Genomic DNA, 19,698 nt, shown 5'->3' with positions numbered 1-19,698 from the left:
GGTAACATCATGTGACTTCTTATACATAAAACACCCCAGACCCATGGGTATATGTATAAAAAGGAATCGATGAAAAGAGGAATAAAAAAATACCTCTCTATAGTAACTTTCTCAAAGGGAAAACCTTGTTGCCTAGACTTCAGTTAACGTACATCAATAACTGTTTTGGCAATCCGTAATTGATTAGCACCTAATGATGAGATAATGGGAGTAGCATATGGCTATCGAACTACCAGCTTTACCTTATGAGCGCAACGCCCTTGAGCCACACATTTCTGAAGAAACTCTTAACTACCATTATGGTAAACACCACAAGACTTATGTTGACAAATTAAATGGTTTACTGCCAGGCACAGCACTTGAAGGCAAAGATCTGGAATATATTGTTAAACATGCTGAGGGTGGTATGTTTAACAATGCGGCACAAATTTGGAACCACACATTCTACTGGCACTGCCTAAGCCCAAACGGAGGTGGTGAGCCTACAGGTGAACTTGCTGATGCCATCAACAAAGCATTTGGTTCATTTGAAGACTTTAAAGCTCAATGGAATGACAGAGCGGCTAATAACTTTGGCTCTTCCTGGACATGGCTGGTTAAAAATGAAGATGGTAGTGTGGAAATAGTAAACACCAGCAATGCGGCTACCCCTTTGACAACTAACCAAAAGCCTTTGTTAACCGTTGATTTATGGGAACATGCTTACTACATCGACTACCGTAACTCACGTCCTGACTATCTCAAAGCATTCTGGGCGTTGGTCAACTGGGAGTTTGCGGCCAAGAATTATGCAGAATAAGCTTTACAGTACAAGTTAAACCATAACCTGTACGTAATAATCTAAGCCAGTGACTTCATCTCAACAAAAAGTCGCTGGCTTAATTTTACCAATGAGCATAACTCCCACTAATTGGCAGTTGACGACCCATTCCAAAAGAACGGCGTTGTACACGAATAATAGGTGGAGCTTGGCGGCGTTTAAACTCAGCTCCATCAACTCGTTTTTTGACATCAGCAATCACTTCAGCCGACACTTGTTGCAAAATAACATTATCTTGCTGTTGTTCATTCACCGAAATTAAATCACCTTCAATATACTTTCGCAAAATAGCATCTAACACCGGGTATTCAGGCAATGAATCACTATCCTGCTGATTTTCAGCCAGTTCAGCTGAAGGTGCTTTGTCAATAATTTCCTGAGGAATAGCGGCTTCTGGATGAAGCTTATTATAGTAATTAGCTAACGCATAAACTTGCATTTTATACAAGTCACCCAATGCATTTAATCCACCACACATGTCACCATACAAGGTCGCATAACCCATACTCAGCTCACTTTTATTACCCGTTGATAACACTAAATAGCCAGTCTGGTTACTGTACTCCATCAACACCCGACCACGAATCCTCGCTTGAATATTTTCAGCGGTGAGTCCTCTTGCAGGCTCCTTAAATACATTCGAAAAAGATTGTAAAGATAAAGCAAACTCATCATCAATAGAGTAGGTATAAAGCTTAATGCCCAAGTTACGACACAACGCTTTTGAGTCTTGTAGACTACCTTCTGATGAAAAGCGCGAGGGCATGGTAATAGCAGTCACCTTATCAGCACCAATGGCCAGCTTTGCAAGTGCTATTGTCAAAGCACTATCAATTCCACCAGAAGAGCCTACTACAATTCCAGGAAAACCACACTTAGCCACATAATCCCTGATACCCATAATGAGCTGCTGATAATAAAGTGTCGTATTATCCATACTGAGCAAACTCACAACAGATGTGTTTTTATCAGCTTCATCAGGTATCGTTAGCGTTGCAACATGTTCTTCAAATGCTGGAAGTTGAAGTATTCCTTGCCCTTCTCCATCACAAACAAAGCTCGCACCATCGTAAACAATGTCATCATTCGCACCCGTTTGATTCACATAAACCAATGGCGCATGACAGTGTTTAGCAATATGCGTGAATCGTAAAACCCGTTCTTCCTGTTTTCCTGTATTAGAAGGCGAACTATTTATGGCTAAGATCAAATCAGGTTTTTCCCGAGCAAGATCCTGCACTGGATTATTATCATAGTGATAAGGCGCTTGATCATTCCAGCCATCCTCACAAATTAAAAAGCCTAACCGGTGACCACGGAATAAACAAACACCGGGTATTTTTCCTGGTTCAAAATGGCGTGCTTCAGAAAAAATATTATAGGTTGGTAATAGTTTTTTATGATAAATAAAACAACTGTTACCGTTTTCAATTAACATCAACGCATTATGGTACGGTTTACCAGAAAACGTATTACGATCAACAACCCCTATAATAATACCTGCTGAATATTGCTCAGACAGTTTTTTAATACGCTCGATGTACTCATCCTGATTAGCTATAAAGTCTGGTTTATCCAATAAATCCAGCGGATAATAGCCAGTAATACAAAGTTCAGAAAAAACAATTAAATCCGCTTGATTTCCCTGTTGCTGTATCACATCAGCTATTTTTTTACAGTTTCCTGCCAAGTCACCAATACGATAATTTAATTGGGCTAAGGTTACTTTCATAGACATTCCCCTTTAGGCAGCAACAGCAAAAACCTGTTTTAAATAAGTCACAAATGTCTCGTCATGACACATGACCTTTCCAGGGCTATCAGATAACTTAGCAACAGGTTGACCATTACACTCCACTAACTTCAATACCATATTGATCGCTGGCACACCAAGGTCATGACTTAAGTGAGTGCCAACTCCAAAACTGGTTTGCGTCTGCCCTTTGAAATGCTGATAGATATTGAGGGCTTGAGTAATATTCAATCCATCACTGAAGACTAACTGCTTACTTTTAGGATCAATATCAAGCGCCTTATAGTGTGCTAAAGCCTGCTCTCCCCATAGTATTGGGTCACCAGAGTCATGGCGCAGACCATCAAATACTTTTGCCAAGTAACGGTCAAAGTCTCGTAAAAAGGCTTGCATACTAATCGTATCAGTCAAAGCAATACCAAGCTCACCTCGATACTCTTTAACCCATGCCTCAAGTGCCGCTTTTTGGCTATCTACCAGCCTGACATCTAATCCTTGATGCGCCTGTATCCACTCATGGGCCATCGTACCAATAGGTGCAATATCCATTTCTCTGGCAAGATAAACATTACTTGTTCCAACAAAGAAATCTGGTAACTCATGCTTTAATACATCAACAACCTCGTAATGCCAGTTTCGGCTGAATCTTCTGCGCGTACCAAAATCAACCAGTTTAAAGCCTAAACGACCGGAGTCAGGTTGAGCCTGTTTTATTTGCTTTATTTTTTGATAGAGACGTTGCCGCCCCTCATCGATAGATACTGTGGAATAATATCTACGACTATATAATTCACTAATTATTGCCAGCAGAAAAATCTCAAAATGCGTTACCTGTACCCAGGGACCTGCAACAGTAACTGCAAGTTGGTTATCCTCAATACCCACATTAATATAGTGTGCTTGTAATTTAAAGGTTGCCAAAAAATCAACAAAATCGGGCTTTAAATACGGCAACTGTTTTAAGTATCGTATTTCATCCTGCTTAAATGTTAAGCCTGCTAATGCCTCAATTTGCTGACGTAGTTCAGGCAGCAATGCTGTTAAATCAATCGAGCTACGACATTTAAACTTAGCAACTACGTCGGTATTAGGGTATTGATGCAACATCGCCTGTTGCATGGTGAACTTATATAAATCAGTATCTAATAATGAGGTAATTATTTGTTCTCTCATGTTACCTCTCCTCTACGACACGATCTTCAAATCACTACTACGGGCAATAAACAGCACACCAGCATTACCCATTTCTGCTTTAGCATGAGCAGCTGACTCGGGCGCAAGTCCTCTGGTCGCTGCTAAATTAACAATGACCTTGAAACCAGCAGATCTCAGCTGTAATGCGGTTGTTTTAACACAATAATCCAATGCCAGTCCTCCCAGCACAATCCATTGAATTTGGCGAAAATGTAAGAACTCAATGACACCCGTACTAAGCTTGTTTGATAAATCATGAAAACATGCTCCATAAGGATGCATATCTAACTCAATCCCTTTCCAAACAAAAAAATCATACTCAGCAGGCTCTGGCAGTCCTGGTAATAGCGAAAACCCCTTGCTACCAGGAACTGCATGCACAGGCCAACGCACATCAACATGTTTGCCTTCTACTGGCTGTAACGGAGGGTGATGTTCATCTGCAACCCAAATAGCATGTGGGCTATGTGCATCTTTGGAGCCAATGCGCCAACCGGCCAATTGTGCCTGAGCATTTAGCTCTTCCACAATAGTGTGGCCATCAGGTACAGGCAACTCATCAGAACATAATGGCGTAAAAGTTTGCTGGGCGTCTACATCAAAACTGGCCACAAACTGCTTGTTACCGAGATTCATGCTTTTATCTAAATACATGGCCACACCTCTTAATGAATCAAGTTCACTTACATAGTGAACCTAATTCATTTACATGTCAAGTCTAACTCACTACTTTCAACTTTGTTTAACATGCTTACATAGCGTAAACTGGCCTCCGGCTGATAAGCCTTGTATTAAACCGCGTTTATCTGCTCAAAAACGATGTGACAACCGAAGAAACCAGGTTTTAATGTAAGTATCATCCGAATAATCAATGAAAAATATTTGCAGATCAACAGCATAAGCTATATATACATGACACATGGCTTAATACGATTAATATCCGTTGTACGGTGCTGATAACAGGCGGAGGCGAAGTTAGATGCCCATTGATCACACTATGATCAGTGAAGAAGAATACTTGCAACAGTACAATATTAACCACTACACAACTCCACTCTGCAGTGTCGATGTGGTGATATTTCGACTTCACAATCAACAGTTACAGGTGCTGACCTGTGCACGTAAACAGCACCCTCATATAGGGCAACTTGGTCTACCTGGTGGTTTTATTGATATTGATCAAGATAAAGATTTGGATGCCACAGCTCATAGAAAACTTCATGAAAAAACAGGTATGAGGGCACCCTACCTTGAACAAGTAGGTACTGTTGGTAACCCTCAGCGTGACCCACGAGGTTGGTCAGTAACTGTTATTTATTATGCACTTTTGCCTGGCACTGATATTCAACAGCAAACAGAAGACGTACGGTGGTGCAACATAGTCGGAGACAGTGTCACAGAGCAGTTAGCATTCGACCACAACCACCTTATTTCACAAGCATTAGAACGACTCCGTAACAAAATTCAATATACATCTTTACCAGTCTACTTATTGCCGGAAGAGTTTACCCTTGCCGACATACGCGACGTTTTTGCCGCTATTTTGAAAAAAGCCCCTCCTATGCGTTCTATTCGAAATCGCTTTTTGCACGAAGATTTACTCGAAGATACAGGCAAAAAACGCTATGGGAGCAATCGTCCTGCAGCGCTTTACCGCTTGAAAAAAACGGCAAAAGCCCACTTTTATAACCGGCTTTATCACACAACTCAGCAAGAATAAGTAGTTATCCTAATATTGATACACTATTTTCTTGACAAAATGTCTATTGTTGCGTGTTTTTTAGACATGTGGTCATCGCCACCAATATATCCGCTAGTTATGTTATTAACTTCATAGCTTTTAAGTCACTGACTCAGTCATAATAATAAAGCTAATAATCCTAAGCTTATTTTTAAGGAAACAGCAAACTAGCGGTAGCAAAACCTAAATACTAAAAAATGTGAGGAAGGCTATGCACACAAACACTACAACTTGCTGGCATAAACAGCTGTTACTTTTCTTCGCTGTGCTTTTATTCACAAATACTGGAGTGGCAGATGTTCCACCTGAACAGAAAATGGAAATCAACCACCTTGTTGACTTTGTTCGGAACTCAGCATGTCTTATGGAACGGAATGGCGCGAAACACAGTGCTACTGAAGCCGCATCCCACATTTTAAAGCGATATGATTATTTTCGTGATGAAATTAATAACACAGAAGACTTCATCCAAATGACCGCCTCCCGTAGTACTATTACTGGCAAAGATTACCAAGTCCTATGTCCGAATCTCGAGCCAATGCGGGCTCAAGACTGGTTGCTTGCAGAGTTAAACAAATTTAGAACTGTACAAAGCAATACAGCTTCTGTCACTCTTAATTAGTAGACATCTGATGATAATGTGATTGCTCAATTTAGTTTCCTTTAAGAAACTGCATTGCTAATTAGCTAACACGATCCAAAAGCTAACTAGCACAGAATCCTGCTAATGTGCTGAAAATATAAAACGTTAAAAAAGTGAGCAACCACATTATCATCATCGCCTTTCTCCTAAATTCAAAATATCTCACTCCTACCCACCTTAATGAGTCACACGACTATTGTGTCATTGCTTGTTATAGACTAATACCCTCAAACTTTTGCTAAGCTTACATCAGTGCTTAATCACCTTAGGGCCTGTTAACACTATTTGAATAATGAGGAGCATTATAATGAAGGTTATGGTTGACCTTTGTATTATCCCCTTAGGCGTTGGCGTATCACTATCGCCTTATATTGCAGCCTGCAAGCCTATTCTTGATAATGCAGGACTCAGTTGGGAGCTACATGCTTACGGTACCCTTATCGAAGGAGAATGGGATGCAGTATTTAGCGCAATCAAAGCTTGCCATGAAGCAATTCATGCTATGGGAGCGCCACGAATCACAACAACTTTAAAAGTCGGCACTCGGACTGACCGAGATCAATCTATAGCAGATAAAGTTTCCAGTGTAGAAAACAAATGGTAAGTTCATGCCTCAGACACTCACAACAGCCTTGGTCTCCACTTCTCTTTATGCACTCGGCATCTGTTTCACAGACAAATTCAAGCTTTGCAAACCCACTTATTACAACCCCCAATCACGCTTAAACAAACAACTGTGATATACCCTTCACGAATGATTTCTAGGTTTTGTTATCTTCACTCCTCACCCCAATCACCTATTAATATAGGCTCATGGGGCTTCGTCACTTGATGGCCGCACCTAAAAACCATTCGTATTGGGTATATATCAATGTATAACCTGGAAAGACAACGGATGGGTAATGCATACCGAGCTGTTTGTCGCAAGGACATGGTAAACAAACTTACAGGGAAGAACTTACAGCGTGTTCAAGGGACATTATGCAGACTTTGCACAAAAGTATTTCAATCAAAAAATACTAAATAACCACGCTTTACTGCAGCCATATTATTTACTTGTAAACGGCACTTTATGTTTATTATAAATTGCTTTAACCTTTCCTGAGTCTATTAGAGACTGTAATATTGAATTCAGTGTATCTTTTTGGTCTGAGTAAGGAGATTTTTTGGAAAGTGCATAATAAACTGGCTCTTTTCTAACATGAACATAATCTGCATAAACATATTGACTACCCACTGTACCACCAAACTCTTGCTCTTGCATTTTACGGTCAGACTCTATCACTGCCAATACGTTAACTTCTCCACTTGATAATGCTCGAGCCATAGCAGAATAGTGTCCATACAGCTTTTTATTTAAGGAGTTATCGTTATTAAACTCATCAAAATAGAATGAGCCTCGTTTTGCACCAACTACCAATCCATATAAATTGTTATAACTTGCTATTTTAGTTTTAAGCTGAGTTTCTGTTAAAAAAAGTGTATTGGCAAGCCGATACCCTACAGGACCCAAAAAGTGTAAAAATTTCGCTCTTTTTTCATTTAAAGATACTCGTGGAATAATATCTACTGTACCCAGCTTGATATCTTTAATACTCCGTTGAAAGGGACTCTTACGCCAGGATATTCTATAACCACCCTCTTTTGCTACCAGGTTCAAGATATCAACCAAAGGCCCTCCTGGCTTACCTCCAACCTGAAACATAAGGGGGGGACGTTCACGAAAGTCTGCTCGTAAGACTTTAATCTTTGCCGCATAAGTAAGGCTACTGAACATCATTAATGCTGACAAAATAACAATAATTTTTTTCATCATTCTTTACCTTACTCATCACTTTTCGAGCATAAGCGCTACCCTGTGCTATACCCTTTATTTTAAAGGTAATTATATCACCATTATGCAGCTTTCACATAAACGAACACAGCACAAAAAAGCAAGATGAAAAACGATCAATCACTCATTAATGATAATGTGGTTAATTTTTATTTTTTCTCCTTCAGGTGTCGCTATTGCACATTTAAATTGATCTCGACGTTCCATCAATTGAAGAGCACAACAATATAGCTTTTTTTTAAACTCATAATAAACAGTTTGCAATTCCTTATCAGGGTAAATACAAAAACTATTGATGGGTAATGACATACCAAACCCTGAAAACTTCATAACAGCTTCTTTACCTACCCATATACTATAAAACTGTCGAATAGCATCAGGATCACCCACGCATTTTAAAAGAAAAGCATATTCATCAGGGTGAAAATAATCCCGGGCAATGTCATGCCACTGCTTTCGAGGGTTTATATACTCCGTATCAACACCAACAGGAACACTCCTAGCGAGCAAATACATATACTTATGTTTAGTATGAGACACATTAAAGAATAAAACCTGGTCTTTAAGTTCAGGTTTTCCATAAGATCCCGTTGCCATAGCAACAGACTCTGGAGAGCAGGATAAATAGTAGCCAAGCAGTACTCTTAGCATAGCTCTACTCACAATCATTCGATCCCGAGCTTGAGCATATTTTACAGAAGAAAACTGTTTTTTTTCAGAAGCGGTCAGGTAGTGCATAAGCTCGTTATGTGAAGGCAATACCTGTCTATCTACTTCAATTAATAAAGCCTCTTTTTCCGAAATCTGCTCAGGAATAAGAGGCAAAAACAAACTGTTTACCGTATTAACACTCACTCCATGCCTTCCAGTTCGATATTGAGTGCTTCACCAGAAATTTGGATCTCCCATAACGAACATAATAGTGACAAGGTAATAAATGCCAGACTCAACCCAAATAAAATCTCACCGACACCATAATACTCAAGCAATATCGCAATCATCGAAAAGGTACATAGTAAAAAACTAAACACACCAAACCACTGCATACTTCGAATTAGATTAACTCTTTTTCGTAAATTTGTTATTTGTCGCTTAGTATTACATGCTTTTCCTTGGTCGATGCGTTTACGCAACTCCCTGATTAACTGGGCTATTACTAAAAACCGGTTTGTGTAGGCTAATAGTAATAACGATATTGCTGGAAACAATAGGCCTGGTGTAGTAATAGTAATTTGCATAAAAAAACTTCTGCTAAACAAGAATTATCAAAATTATACAACGAATTGATAGCAATAAGGTGTTAACCATCAATGAATAGGCACTGTGTAGCTTCTATACTCATACTTCCCCTCTCTGAAGCAACCTCTTTTGAGGAAAATACAGCAAACAATAACGCCACCAGCACCTTGGGCTTTGCTTATACAGTACACTACAGTAAAATGAGCTATATATTTATAACCAAACTGAATAAACTTTAGTATATACATTTATATGATAACGTTTGGGGACTCAGGGCACTACTTCACATGCGCTATCAACTTAAATAACGAGCCTAGCAGCTAAGGATTGCACCCATAAACATACCTGTACAACAAAAACCATAAAACCAAAGGTATTTTTCTCAGACTAATCACTGGAGCCACCATGACAATTGAAGCACGACACTGGGTAAATACTGCAATTCAACAGATTGAGGCCGACTTTAAGCGCTCTGCAGATACACATCTGATTAAACTGGATATTCCAAGTGTTCCTAATATTGACCTCTACTTTAAAGATGAATCAACACATCCTTCTGGAAGTCTAAAACACCGCCTTGCTCGCTCACTATTTCTTTATGGCCTTTGTAATGGCTGGATTAAAAAAGATACCCCCATCATTGAAGCCTCATCAGGGAGTACAGCGATTTCCGAAGCTTACTTCGCACGGCTATTGGGGCTTCCTTTCATTGCGGTAATCCCAAAAACCACAGCCCCTCAAAAAATAGCGCAGATTGAGTTTTATGGTGGCCAGTGTCATTTAGTTTCTCCAGACCAAATATATGCTGAGTCAGAGCGGCTCGCAAAAGAGTTGAATGGTCACTATATGGATCAATTTACCTTTGCCGAGCGTGTTACTGACTGGCGTGGAAATAATAATATTGCGGACTCAATCTTCAGACAAATGAGCGCGGAACGCTATCCCGTACCAAACTGGATTGTAGTAAGTGCTGGCACGGGTGGAACCTCTGCTACGATTGGTCGTTACATTCGTTATCACCCTCAGCGGCATCATAATACTCAGTTAGCTGTCGTGGATCCTGAACACTCGGTTTTTATCGATTACTATCAAAGTGGTGACGCTAGCTTAACAAGTCACCAATGTTCACGTATTGAAGGTATTGGCCGTCCTCGAGTAGAACCTTCTTTTATTGCGACAGTCATTGACCGCATGCAACGTATTCCTGATGCCGCATCATTTGCCAGCATCCACTTTCTCGAAAAAATACTGGGACGTAAACTTGGAGGCTCCACTGGCACTAACTTCTATGGCACTTTACAAATAGTCAGTGAAATGCAACAGCGTGGTGAACATGGCAGTATCGTTACCTTGATTTGTGACTCAGGTGATCGCTATTTAAACACGTATTACAATGATCAGTGGCTGAAAGATCAACAGTTTGATTTAGCCCCTTATACACAAGCATTAGAGTCTTTCTGGAATACGGGGTATTTACCGAACATTCAATAACAGCCACAACAACGATAAATTTAATCGAGAGGTTAATATACCCAAAGCGAAGGACTCTTAGCGGGGCTAGTCTGGTCTGATAGGACTAACGATAGCAACCGTAGTTGTATTAAAAGTGCTAGCTGGCCTGTTAGGGTGTGCGCTATGGATTGCGCACATAAAATTGATTCGCAAAGGGTATAGTCTACTGACTATCATCTGCATAACTACTTAACGGCTTGCATGGTATTATAAAGTCCACATGATAATGCTCATCATGCCTGACCCACGATCGGCGCTTAGAAAAAGTTAAATGCTTACGTAAATAGGCGCCATCTGCTGTTTGCCAAAGATAAGGTTGCAATTTGGGGTCAAAAATAACACGCCAGATTTTAATACCACGTTGCGTTGCTGTCTGATGCAATGCTCTTAAATGAGCTGCAATCGCAGGAAAATCAATATATAAATCATCTGTACGACCCGTCTGATCAAATTCAACAGCATAACCGAATTTATTAAACACATGAGTGGGCAAAATACTCGGTTGTCCTGACTTGTCTTTCACTGGAACCATAAAGTCCACTGACAGGCCATTTTGATGTGTTTTATGGGGCCTAAAGCGTCCACCTTCTTTAAAACCTGTTTCACCGTATTTAAACTGTGTTTTAGGCAATGATTGACTCAGTGCTTGATATGCATCCAAAATCACATTCCTTACAGTGGAGTGAACATAAGTACGCCCTAAGGCTGCAGCAGTATCACTATAGGTTATAAAGTTTTTGCCTTCGTCCGGTAAAGAGACACCATTTAATAGGCGGCCGTTTGCAGTTGTGCCATAACAGGTACTGTTTACTTGCGTACTACCCACTGCAATACCACAACAAAAACCTAGCATTAAACCAAAAAGCGTTTTTACTAACATTATCTATAACAACTTTGCTTCTATTACTGAGCGCAATCTAACACACTATTCCCAAAAACACTTAGCGTCTTTGTCTAAATAATTCAATAAAAAATACCAATACTTACACGCAAACAACTTGATATCCTTATCTCTCATACCAAAAACGATAGCAGTTACCATCGTTTTTGGTACAAGTCAGAGCCTATGTATTTTTACACAGCTTCCCTATGGAATGCTCCAAGTTCCACTTCCTGCATTTCTATTATCTTTTTTCGCAGTCCACCGGCCATTACCTGTACAGGTTGGCGCACCCACAATACTTCCAGTAATCGTAATGGTATAGCCATCCTGCTGTATTGTAACATTCACATCAAATTCAGGTGGAGGACCCTTCTTAGTTGTTATTACATTACCACTACCTTTACGACCGCTGACGGGATCTCTAGGTTGTGACTGACCATTAACTGTCCAATCAATACTGACAAATTCATTATTGGTTATTGTAAAAGTTGTATTTACATCCATCGAGATGCCTGTTGTCACATCCGCACCAACCCCCTTCATCGCTCCGGTCATAGCACCACAGTTAGCGAGTACCGCCGGAGGTGTAACCGGTGCAGGTGTGCCATTGTTACCACACCCCGAAAAAAAAGCTGTTAGGGCTACAACCCCTATACTCAAATATCCCTTCATTTGCAGCATCCTTTCTGTCTTTTACCTATTTAATCTATTCGTTAAAATGGTGAACAGTGTTAACCCCTAAAGGTATTAGGTTAAATTTAAGAGTAGCCTACAAAACTATTTTTTATTTATCACTTGATTGCTAACATGGCAAGTGAGAAAAAAACGTACTGCATATATTTATTTTGTAAAAAAATCAATTTCAAGGAAGGTGAGTAGTGAGTCACTCAGATAGTTTAATTAATGTTACAGATAATATCTGGCTATGTAATGGAGAAAACGTTAATTTTTATGGGTTTTCATACTCAACCCGGATGACCATTATTAGATTTCCTGATAATAAACTGTGGATTCACTCCCCAATTCGTTTAACCCCATCGTTACAACAGGCCCTCAAAGAACTAGGCGACATTTGTTACTTAATTGCTCCTAATAAACTACACCATTTATTTTTAACGGACTGGATCAGCACCTATCCCATGGCATTGATATTTGGAACACCTGAGCTTTGTAAAAAAAGGGATGATATTTCATTTACTGCAGAGCTAAAGGATACACCAGAAGAATACTGGCAACAGGATATCGATCAAACCATCTTTCATGGCAGCCCAGCTATGGAAGAAGCTGTATTTTATCATAAACCATCTAAGACATTGATCGTGACAGATCTTATCGAAAACTTTGATCCTGACCATTTTGGTCGTTGGCAGCGTGCCATTGCCCGATTTACTGGCGTTCTTGCTCCCCATGGGAAAATGCCTGCCGATTGGCGACTAAGCTTTTCTTTTGGCAGCAAAAAACAAGCACAACAGTCTCTTGACCTAATATTAAAGTGGGATATAAAAACGATTATTCTTGCTCATGGAGAGTGTATATTCCAAGATGCGCGCTCGTTTCTCGATGAGTCATTTAAATGGCTAACCGAACACCATTAAAGTGTTAAATTATATGTAACAGACCCTAAGAGCCAACAGCAGTATGGATACTTTGAACCGGTCGTCTAGGGCTGACACTTGCAGCTGTATTTATGTAACCGGCTCGCGCTACAAACACAATTCTTTCATTATGACACTGTAATAAACGTTGCAAAGTCTCTCGAGGCTCATCATGTTGCAACAAAACACTGATTGGATGTAATGCTACACCCATGTGATGAGCCTGCAACCAAATCTCCATCAGTCGAGCACCTGTCATAACTAAATTGCGCTTACTTAAACGCTCTTTGTTAAGTTTTATAATTAACAACTGCGCTGACTTATCAACCAACTTACTCAGTTCTGTCGCCATATGCTGTGGTACATTAACCAAGCGCAGCATCTGCATGACTAACGGAGATAAGATATACTCATAAAGCTTTATTTTTCGCTTTGGCATGGGACCAAAAAGACTTTGCAGGTAAAAACCATCTTCAGCATTATCCTGCAAATCAAACCGTAAATACCGATAGGTTTCTTTCCATGCACGATAACTTGAAAAATCCAACGCAGCATATTTTGCAACCAGCTGTGTCACGCCATGAATATGGTCAATATCTTGTTCAAAATGGGCAGAAGCTTCAAGCCCCGTGAGAAGCTGGGGCCAATGATTAGATAAAAGATTACTTATCGTTTCTTGATCAAACAAGTCATCCTGAAATAAGCCCCGAAATGTACGCCGTGTACTTACCAGCTCAAGCAGTTGATGAAGTCGAGATGTTGTTCGACTAACCTGATATTCATTGTCGGCTTCAAAGTCTTCTGTACTAAGAGTCATTGCAACAAGCAGTTCACTCTCATGCTCAGAAGCCAGCTGTAACCATGAAAGATTTAAATCAGTATCACATAACCAATGAAAACGACAACGTACTTTTTGCTGGGTAACCGCTAACCAAAATAGCCCTAAAAAAAGACCACAGCTTACATACATCTCAAATCGCAAACTAGGTAATGCATTTAATTGACGCTTTTTATCTAGCGCTAGACAACATAATAACTCATTAGATTTTAACGGCTTATCTAATAATACATCATATTGTTTACCTGCACTTTCCAGTGTCATTACCTTCCATGGTTGGCAGTTATGAGATGAGGGTGCCCAACGAGCAATTTCAATCGCATTATTTACAGCATCTAACAATTTTTTATTCATGATGGCCCCTCAACTGGCAAAATAAATGCTAACAAACGTGTAAACAGAAAATCAAGTATTGCAAGCCTACTTTTTGCAACCCTCCAGAAAATGATTGTCAGCGCGCTCGATGCTTTTACACAGGCTTTGAGCAACGTTTTTTTAAAGGCAAATTTATATTCGATTGCCCAGAGTAACCCACTTAATAATTAGCCCTGTAGCCAAGACCTAACTGGACACCTGAAACTTCCTCAATGACTTCAGCCATTGAAGTAAATCGCGAAACAAGCCCAGCAAAAACGTCCGTATTCATATCATTTGCAAAATCAGTGTGACTGGTCACTTTAATAATTTCTACATAATGATATGAAGCATCTGGGGCCTGAGATACCCTGTGAACATCAAATTGTAATACACTGGGTAAATCTGGGCATGTCGCATAGTCAGTGGTTTCAACCCAACGTTCAAAATCAGAGGCTTTATTAATATCCAATAGTCGTATTTTATGAATAATCGTATCCATATCTTTTCTCCTTTAATATCTACAACTAGTCATTATCACTTGCAGAAACTAGTAAGTGGTAATTAATTCCACCTGTCCCAAAAGAACTTACAGCAGCATATCGCCGACTATTACTAGCTGGCCATTTTTTATTACTAGACACTATTTCAGCAGGTATTTTAATTAACGGTAACCGTGGATCAATCTTACCTCTTAATAATGTCGCTGGTATTATCTTATGATGTAATGCTAATACTGTCTTCATTAGACCAGCGCCGCCAGCTGCAGCAAAAGTATGCCCATTACTTGCCTTCACTGAACCTATCATTAGTGGCATTGACCTTGGCTTAGCGCTATTTTTCTCATTGCCGTATACATTGTTAAGCGCTGTGAGTTCAGCCATATCTCCCAAACGTGTTCCTGTACCATGGGCCTCTACATACTGCACATCACTTGGTTTGTATTTTACTTGAGCGAAAGCACGCTCAATCGCAAGGGTTTGTCCTTCTGCATCAGGTGCAGTCATTGAACCAGCATCAGCAGACCCAGCAATCGCATCAATAGTCGCATATATTTTATCGCCAGCCTGCTTTGCATCAGATAGACGCTTTAATACAAAAAAGGCTGCGCCGTCACCAGGGGAAAATCCGTCTGCTTGATTTGTAAACGGAGAGATTTTTTCCTTAGAAAGCATCATTTGTGCTGAGCAAAGTACTAAGTCTCGCAGGTTCACTGGTAACTCAATTCCACCCGCTAAAACCAAATTATAGCGCCGCTGCTGTAATGCCAACACCGCATTCTGTAATGCTGCAAAAGTAGATGCACATGCAGCCTCTACCGCGAAAGGTGCAGCGGGTAACTGCATACTTTGAGCAATTAAACTCGCCGTTCCACTGGCCAGTGCGCCATCCAGTGTTAAATGATTAATATCGTCTATAATATTATGCGTAACTTGTGATGCGGTATAATCTGGGTAAGCCTGTTGAATAATTTCAGTCAACTTATTTCGGCATAGATTGGCAACATTCTCACGCTCTTTCGATAGGCATAAGTTACTGGCAACAATTATTGCAGCGTTAATATCCGATAGTTTTTTTTCAAAAAAACCACAGTCTTGTAAAGCCTCTTCAGCAATGGCTAAAGCAATCTTTTGTACCTTATCCATACGGGCTATACGCTTTGGAAAGAATTTAAACCTAGCTAAACTTGAATCTTGCCTTTGCAGTATTGCTCCTATTTCAGCATAGCTCGATAAGTACTGTGAAGGTCCATTATGATAAAACTTTTTTCTTGGCAGAACATCATCAGGTATTCGCTGCAGATGATCTGTAGAAGCTAATAAATCCTGCCAAAAAGCATTTACCGAATCACTTTGTCCAAAAGCACTACCTAATCCGACAATAGCAATAGGCTCTGGCTCTGAATCAAATAGTGCTTCGCTTTGCGTAACAACTTTATCACAGGAATTAACCGACTTTTGATTAACAAGGTTAGAAATTTTACTGGACGCTAAAGGATCGCTCAGTATTATATTCCAATTTAAACCATTTAACGCAGCACCCATTACACTCGCGATATATCTGTTACTATCGTTATACCACGGCTGCTTAAATGAGCTGTTAGTTACAGCCGATGACTTATGCAATAAGTCTGAAATTTCATGATTATTTAATACAGATGCAGGTAGTGTTTGGTGATGAATTGCCAAACTGGTAGCAACTACACCTGTCATGGCTGCATTTGCAAATGTATGCCCATAAACTCCCACTGAAGTATTCAAATAAAGTGGTAAGCCCTTTTTCTTTACAGCACATATACTATCCAATGTACTTAATGTAGCAGCTTTGTCTGATTCGTTTTCAGCAAAGATACAATCAATATAATCAATACTATTGATATTTATCCCTGCATAAGTACAAGCCTTCTCTACTGTGGATAATTTAGCTTTACTATCTGCATTATATTTAAACCCACAGGCAGAATTATTTGCTGCAATACCAGAAATAACAGCATAAATATAATCACCATTGTCTCTTGCATCAGTGAGTCTTTTTAATACAACACCTGCCGCTCCCTCCCCAAGTAGAGCACCATTACTCTCAAATGAAAATGGGTTACTGCTCCCTGATGCACTAAATCCTTTTTTATTTAACATCAATGGCATCAACAAACTTTCAACACATTGCGCGGTTATCACCATAACCGCATCACTCAACCCTGCTTGCAATGATAAGGCTGCCGATTCCAAAGCAAAAAAACCACTTGCATCAGCACTTTCAATAGCCTGTATACGCCCATGCAAACCGAAATAACTTGCAATACGAGCAGGAATACTACTTCCCATTTCGCCAACACGATCATGAGATGAACAGCCAAAATATTCGTGAAGCAAATTTTTTAGTAACGCTAATTTCTTTGTATCAGTTGCTAATATCTCATCCAATGATGTTATACCTGCTAACTTAAGTGTATTTAAATAGGTACTATCAAAGCCAAGGCATGTTCCACAAACGACATCAATTTTATTGTTTTTTGTAACCTGATTTTGTAAAGCAGCACTATGAAAACATTGTTCTGCCACATCCATGTACATACCCGTAATTGAAGCAATGGCTTTCCTATAAATAGGAGGAATACGAAAACGTTTTAAATCAAAATCAACTGTTTTAAAAAAAGCGCCCTGCCAATTTGAGAAAAGTGACTTAACATCAGAATCATAAATTTGAAACCGAGATAATGGTAGCCGACTAAAATAAGTATTTGCTTGAACAAACTGCTGCCAAAACTGTTCTGCATTATGGCACTGAGGGTACAAACAACCTACCCCTACAATAGCGAGTGGCTGTTGAGTATCAACAACTTTCATATTTTGTCCCAACTAAGTCAGAGAGCGTACTTTTTTCACATCAGTATACTCTTTAGTAATCAAGAAACTTCCTCAGCCTTAGACGCATTATTATTAATTACTTTACGTTGATTTTTGCTAGATAACGCTTTTAATGCTATATAATCAATTTTTCCATTAGCATTTTTAGGTAATTCAGGTAATAGCCTAATAAACTTTGGAATCATATAACGCGGTATCTTTTGTGCGCAATACTGTTTAACAGCAATAGAGGTAATCTTGTTTTGGATATTCGTTAAACTGCAATATGCAACAATGTGCTGCGAAGATTCTGTTAACTCCGCAATAACAGCCACTTCTTTTACTTCTTGCATAGAACTTATCGCAGATTCAATTTCACCCAGCTCTACTCGATTACCATTCAACTTTATCATACGATCTTTTCTTCCAAGATATGTTAATAAACCACGCTCATAACAAACTAAGTCGCCTGTCGCATGAATACCTTTCGAATGATTGAGTGAGTTTACACTATCATAATGCCGCCAATAGCCTGGGGTTACACATGGCCCTGTAACAAGCAACTCCCCAACACAGCCTTCACTAATAACCGCTTGTCCTTTTTCATCTATAATTTCAATGGTTGAACCTGGTAACGGTTGACCAATATATACCGGTTTATTACCTTGTAACACGCTTTTTTCAACCTGATAGTAGAGACAAACATTCGTTTCTGTTGGACCATACAAATTAAATAAAGCACAACCATCAGGTAAATAGCACTCAAGCTCACGTAAATGCTTTATAGGAAAAACCTCTCCAGCAAATAATACATAACGCATAGTACTCATCACTTTATGCATATCAAACTGTGCATTATTTAATAAAATTAATACTGAAGGCACACTATACCATACAGAAATATTAAACTGTTCAATACCTTGAATCAGTGCATTGACATTTCGCTGTTCATCATCTCTTATAAGCCATACAGCCCCACCCACGGCAGCAGCCGCAAATAAGTCAAATGTACTTAAGTCAAAGTGGAAACCTGCATGATTTGCAAATACATCATTACAGGAAATTTGAAAAGTATTGACGGCCCAATCAACAAAATAATGTAGATTACCATGACTAATTTTCACACCCTTAGGCATACCGGTTGAACCAGATGTGAATAAAATTGCTGCAAGATCCTGTTCATAGCAGGACACTGGCTCAGGCAATGGCGTACCCATATAAGGGAGCTGTAATAAAGGAATTACCGCTGCAGGATAATTTGCTTCAATCTCAAAATTCAAGTCTGCATCAATCAAAATTATTAGCTGGATGCTTGGTGGAAAATCATGATCTAATGCCTCAAATCGTGCACAGTCAGTCACAAGAACTACCGGCTCGGATTTCTCTAGAATTTTGCAAGCCCGATCCAAAGGTTGTGAACCATCCATAGGTACATAAACAGCTCCCACCTCCATTGCAGCATAAATGGCTAATGGGTATTCACCGTATTTAGGCAACCAGATGGCAACACGCTCTGCTTTCCCAACACCATGTATTTTAAAACATCCCGCCAAAGTTCGAACATTGAGATAAAATTCCTGGTAAGTTATTTTATCAATACCAACAAAAGCATCATTGTTGGCAAAATGTTGAGCAGAAAAGCGTAAATAATCTATTACCGGACAAAATTTATGAGTCTCCATCGTAGCTCCCCAGCCTATACCCTTTTATAGCCTCTACGAATTATTAATAAGGCCAGACTAGACCCAACTTTCGCTTAGATATACCCTTCACGAATCATTTTTATGTGCGCTATCCATAGCGCTCACCCTAACGGGCCAGCGAAGCTGTTCTAATGTGTTCCCGACACATTAGTAGGGTTTGTTGTCAGCGCTCTTGACCACCAAGGATGGTGGGAATGCAGTTTATGCAGGCGCATTTAACAGCCACCCCTAAAAACCCTTCG

18 protein-coding genes are annotated in these 19,698 nt (G+C 39.7%); 6 read left to right on the top strand and 12 right to left on the bottom strand.

The window, feature by feature from the left end; translation table 11 throughout:
- The first annotated feature begins 217 nt into the window (after nt 1-217).
- On the top strand, nt 218-799 hold the full coding sequence (sodB, locus tag KHS79_RS01020; protein ID WP_094788326.1) for a superoxide dismutase [Fe]: 582 nt from the start codon (nt 218-220) through the stop codon (nt 797-799).
- 85 nt (nt 800-884) lie between these two features.
- Here sodB and KHS79_RS01015 read toward each other — a convergent pair whose 3' ends face one another.
- Genes KHS79_RS01015 through KHS79_RS01005 form a run of 3 tightly spaced genes read right to left on the bottom strand, consistent with a single transcriptional unit; the run spans nt 885 to nt 4,421 of the window.
- A complete protein-coding gene (locus KHS79_RS01015; protein WP_212715903.1) occupies nt 885-2,552 on the bottom strand; it encodes an NAD+ synthase in 1,668 nt (555 codons plus the stop codon).
- Nucleotides 2,553-2,564: 12 nt separating this feature from the next.
- A complete protein-coding gene (gene pncB, locus KHS79_RS01010) occupies nt 2,565-3,746 on the bottom strand; it encodes a nicotinate phosphoribosyltransferase (protein WP_212715901.1) in 1,182 nt (393 codons plus the stop codon).
- A gap of 12 nt (nt 3,747-3,758) precedes the next feature.
- Complete coding sequence (locus KHS79_RS01005; protein WP_233468153.1) at nt 3,759-4,421, bottom strand: isochorismatase family protein; 663 nt, start codon at nt 4,419-4,421, stop codon at nt 3,759-3,761.
- 325 nt (nt 4,422-4,746) lie between these two features.
- Here KHS79_RS01005 and KHS79_RS01000 point away from each other — a divergent pair, with 325 nt between their 5' ends.
- The 3 genes from KHS79_RS01000 to KHS79_RS00990 all read left to right on the top strand — a co-directional run bounded on the left by KHS79_RS01000 (nt 4,747) and on the right by KHS79_RS00990 (nt 6,755).
- Complete coding sequence (locus tag KHS79_RS01000; protein ID WP_233468152.1) at nt 4,747-5,487, top strand: NUDIX hydrolase; 741 nt, start codon at nt 4,747-4,749, stop codon at nt 5,485-5,487.
- A 232-nt stretch (nt 5,488-5,719) separates the two neighbouring features.
- Nucleotides 5,720-6,130, top strand: coding sequence for a DUF5329 family protein (locus KHS79_RS00995; protein WP_051311490.1), 411 nt, complete (start codon nt 5,720-5,722; stop codon nt 6,128-6,130).
- A gap of 328 nt (nt 6,131-6,458) precedes the next feature.
- On the top strand, nt 6,459-6,755 hold the full coding sequence (locus tag KHS79_RS00990) for an MTH1187 family thiamine-binding protein (RefSeq protein ID WP_212715899.1): 297 nt from the start codon (nt 6,459-6,461) through the stop codon (nt 6,753-6,755).
- A gap of 444 nt (nt 6,756-7,199) precedes the next feature.
- Here KHS79_RS00990 and KHS79_RS00985 read toward each other — a convergent pair whose 3' ends face one another.
- From KHS79_RS00985 to KHS79_RS00975, 3 genes are all read right to left on the bottom strand, one after another.
- Nucleotides 7,200-7,967 (bottom strand): substrate-binding periplasmic protein, encoded by a 768-nt coding sequence (locus KHS79_RS00985; protein WP_212715897.1) that lies wholly within the window; start codon nt 7,965-7,967, stop codon nt 7,200-7,202.
- Between the two features lie 138 nt (nt 7,968-8,105).
- The gene (locus KHS79_RS26210; protein WP_212715895.1) at nt 8,106-8,840 is read right to left on the bottom strand and encodes a 4'-phosphopantetheinyl transferase family protein; all 735 of its coding nucleotides are present in this window, start codon (nt 8,838-8,840) and stop codon (nt 8,106-8,108) included.
- Nucleotides 8,837-9,223 (bottom strand): DUF2721 domain-containing protein, encoded by a 387-nt coding sequence (locus KHS79_RS00975; protein ID WP_051311491.1) that lies wholly within the window; start codon nt 9,221-9,223, stop codon nt 8,837-8,839. Before KHS79_RS00975 ends, KHS79_RS26210 begins: the two co-directional genes overlap by 4 nt.
- Before the next feature lie 406 nt (nt 9,224-9,629).
- Here KHS79_RS00975 and KHS79_RS00970 point away from each other — a divergent pair, with 406 nt between their 5' ends.
- On the top strand, nt 9,630-10,715 hold the full coding sequence (locus tag KHS79_RS00970) for a PLP-dependent cysteine synthase family protein (RefSeq protein WP_212715893.1): 1,086 nt from the start codon (nt 9,630-9,632) through the stop codon (nt 10,713-10,715).
- Between the two features lie 184 nt (nt 10,716-10,899).
- Here the strand turns inward: KHS79_RS00970 and KHS79_RS00965 are convergent, their stop codons facing one another.
- Both KHS79_RS00965 and KHS79_RS00960 read right to left on the bottom strand, forming a co-directional pair.
- Nucleotides 10,900-11,616 (bottom strand): penicillin-insensitive murein endopeptidase, encoded by a 717-nt coding sequence (locus KHS79_RS00965; protein WP_233468151.1) that lies wholly within the window; start codon nt 11,614-11,616, stop codon nt 10,900-10,902.
- 207 nt (nt 11,617-11,823) lie between these two features.
- Nucleotides 11,824-12,291, bottom strand: a complete 468-nt coding sequence (locus KHS79_RS00960; protein ID WP_212715891.1) for a hypothetical protein — start codon at nt 12,289-12,291, stop codon at nt 11,824-11,826.
- A gap of 206 nt (nt 12,292-12,497) precedes the next feature.
- Here KHS79_RS00960 and KHS79_RS00955 point away from each other — a divergent pair, with 206 nt between their 5' ends.
- The gene (locus KHS79_RS00955; RefSeq protein ID WP_325167561.1) at nt 12,498-13,214 is read left to right on the top strand and encodes a DUF4336 domain-containing protein; all 717 of its coding nucleotides are present in this window, start codon (nt 12,498-12,500) and stop codon (nt 13,212-13,214) included.
- Nucleotides 13,215-13,239: 25 nt separating this feature from the next.
- Here KHS79_RS00955 and KHS79_RS00950 read toward each other — a convergent pair whose 3' ends face one another.
- The 4 genes from KHS79_RS00950 to KHS79_RS00935 all read right to left on the bottom strand — a co-directional run bounded on the left by KHS79_RS00950 (nt 13,240) and on the right by KHS79_RS00935 (nt 19,435).
- Entirely contained in the window at nt 13,240-14,406 is a 1,167-nt protein-coding gene (locus KHS79_RS00950; RefSeq protein WP_212715889.1) for a nitroreductase family protein, read from the bottom strand.
- Between the two features lie 181 nt (nt 14,407-14,587).
- Nucleotides 14,588-14,908 (bottom strand): RedY protein, encoded by a 321-nt coding sequence (locus KHS79_RS00945; protein ID WP_094788336.1) that lies wholly within the window; start codon nt 14,906-14,908, stop codon nt 14,588-14,590.
- A 25-nt stretch (nt 14,909-14,933) separates the two neighbouring features.
- Nucleotides 14,934-17,753 (bottom strand): beta-ketoacyl [acyl carrier protein] synthase domain-containing protein, encoded by a 2,820-nt coding sequence (locus KHS79_RS00940; protein WP_212715887.1) that lies wholly within the window; start codon nt 17,751-17,753, stop codon nt 14,934-14,936.
- Nucleotides 17,754-17,812: 59 nt separating this feature from the next.
- Nucleotides 17,813-19,435, bottom strand: coding sequence for an AMP-binding protein (locus KHS79_RS00935; protein WP_212715886.1), 1,623 nt, complete (start codon nt 19,433-19,435; stop codon nt 17,813-17,815).
- Between the last annotated feature and the right edge of the window lie 263 nt (nt 19,436-19,698).

This window comes from Zooshikella ganghwensis (assembly GCF_018263875.1).
In the GTDB taxonomy this organism is placed as follows: domain Bacteria; phylum Pseudomonadota; class Gammaproteobacteria; order Pseudomonadales; family Zooshikellaceae; genus Zooshikella; species Zooshikella ganghwensis.
The sequence above is the reverse complement of the archived record's forward strand: the minus strand, read 5'-3'. Positions and strand labels throughout refer to the sequence as shown.

Excerpts from the sequence above, each read along its gene's own strand:
- sodB (WP_094788326.1), top strand. The coding sequence starts at position 218 with ATGGCTATCGAACTACCAGCTTTACCTTATGAGCGCAACGCCCTTGAG.
- KHS79_RS01015 (WP_212715903.1), bottom strand. The coding sequence starts at position 2,552 with ATGAAAGTAACCTTAGCCCAATTAAATTATCGTATTGGTGACTTGGCA.
- pncB (WP_212715901.1), bottom strand. The coding sequence starts at position 3,746 with ATGAGAGAACAAATAATTACCTCATTATTAGATACTGATTTATATAAG.
- KHS79_RS01005 (WP_233468153.1), bottom strand. The coding sequence starts at position 4,421 with ATGTATTTAGATAAAAGCATGAATCTCGGTAACAAGCAGTTTGTGGCC.
- KHS79_RS01000 (WP_233468152.1), top strand. The coding sequence starts at position 4,747 with ATGCCCATTGATCACACTATGATCAGTGAAGAAGAATACTTGCAACAG.
- KHS79_RS00995 (WP_051311490.1), top strand. The coding sequence starts at position 5,720 with ATGCACACAAACACTACAACTTGCTGGCATAAACAGCTGTTACTTTTC.
- KHS79_RS00990 (WP_212715899.1), top strand. The coding sequence starts at position 6,459 with ATGAAGGTTATGGTTGACCTTTGTATTATCCCCTTAGGCGTTGGCGTA.
- KHS79_RS00985 (WP_212715897.1), bottom strand. The coding sequence starts at position 7,967 with ATGATGAAAAAAATTATTGTTATTTTGTCAGCATTAATGATGTTCAGT.
- KHS79_RS00975 (WP_051311491.1), bottom strand. The coding sequence starts at position 9,223 with ATGCAAATTACTATTACTACACCAGGCCTATTGTTTCCAGCAATATCG.
- KHS79_RS00970 (WP_212715893.1), top strand. The coding sequence starts at position 9,630 with ATGACAATTGAAGCACGACACTGGGTAAATACTGCAATTCAACAGATT.
- KHS79_RS00965 (WP_233468151.1), bottom strand. The coding sequence starts at position 11,616 with ATGTTAGTAAAAACGCTTTTTGGTTTAATGCTAGGTTTTTGTTGTGGT.
- KHS79_RS00960 (WP_212715891.1), bottom strand. The coding sequence starts at position 12,291 with ATGAAGGGATATTTGAGTATAGGGGTTGTAGCCCTAACAGCTTTTTTT.
- KHS79_RS00950 (WP_212715889.1), bottom strand. The coding sequence starts at position 14,406 with ATGAATAAAAAATTGTTAGATGCTGTAAATAATGCGATTGAAATTGCT.
- KHS79_RS00945 (WP_094788336.1), bottom strand. The coding sequence starts at position 14,908 with ATGGATACGATTATTCATAAAATACGACTATTGGATATTAATAAAGCC.
- KHS79_RS00940 (WP_212715887.1), bottom strand. The coding sequence starts at position 17,753 with ATGAAAGTTGTTGATACTCAACAGCCACTCGCTATTGTAGGGGTAGGT.
- KHS79_RS00935 (WP_212715886.1), bottom strand. The coding sequence starts at position 19,435 with ATGGAGACTCATAAATTTTGTCCGGTAATAGATTATTTACGCTTTTCT.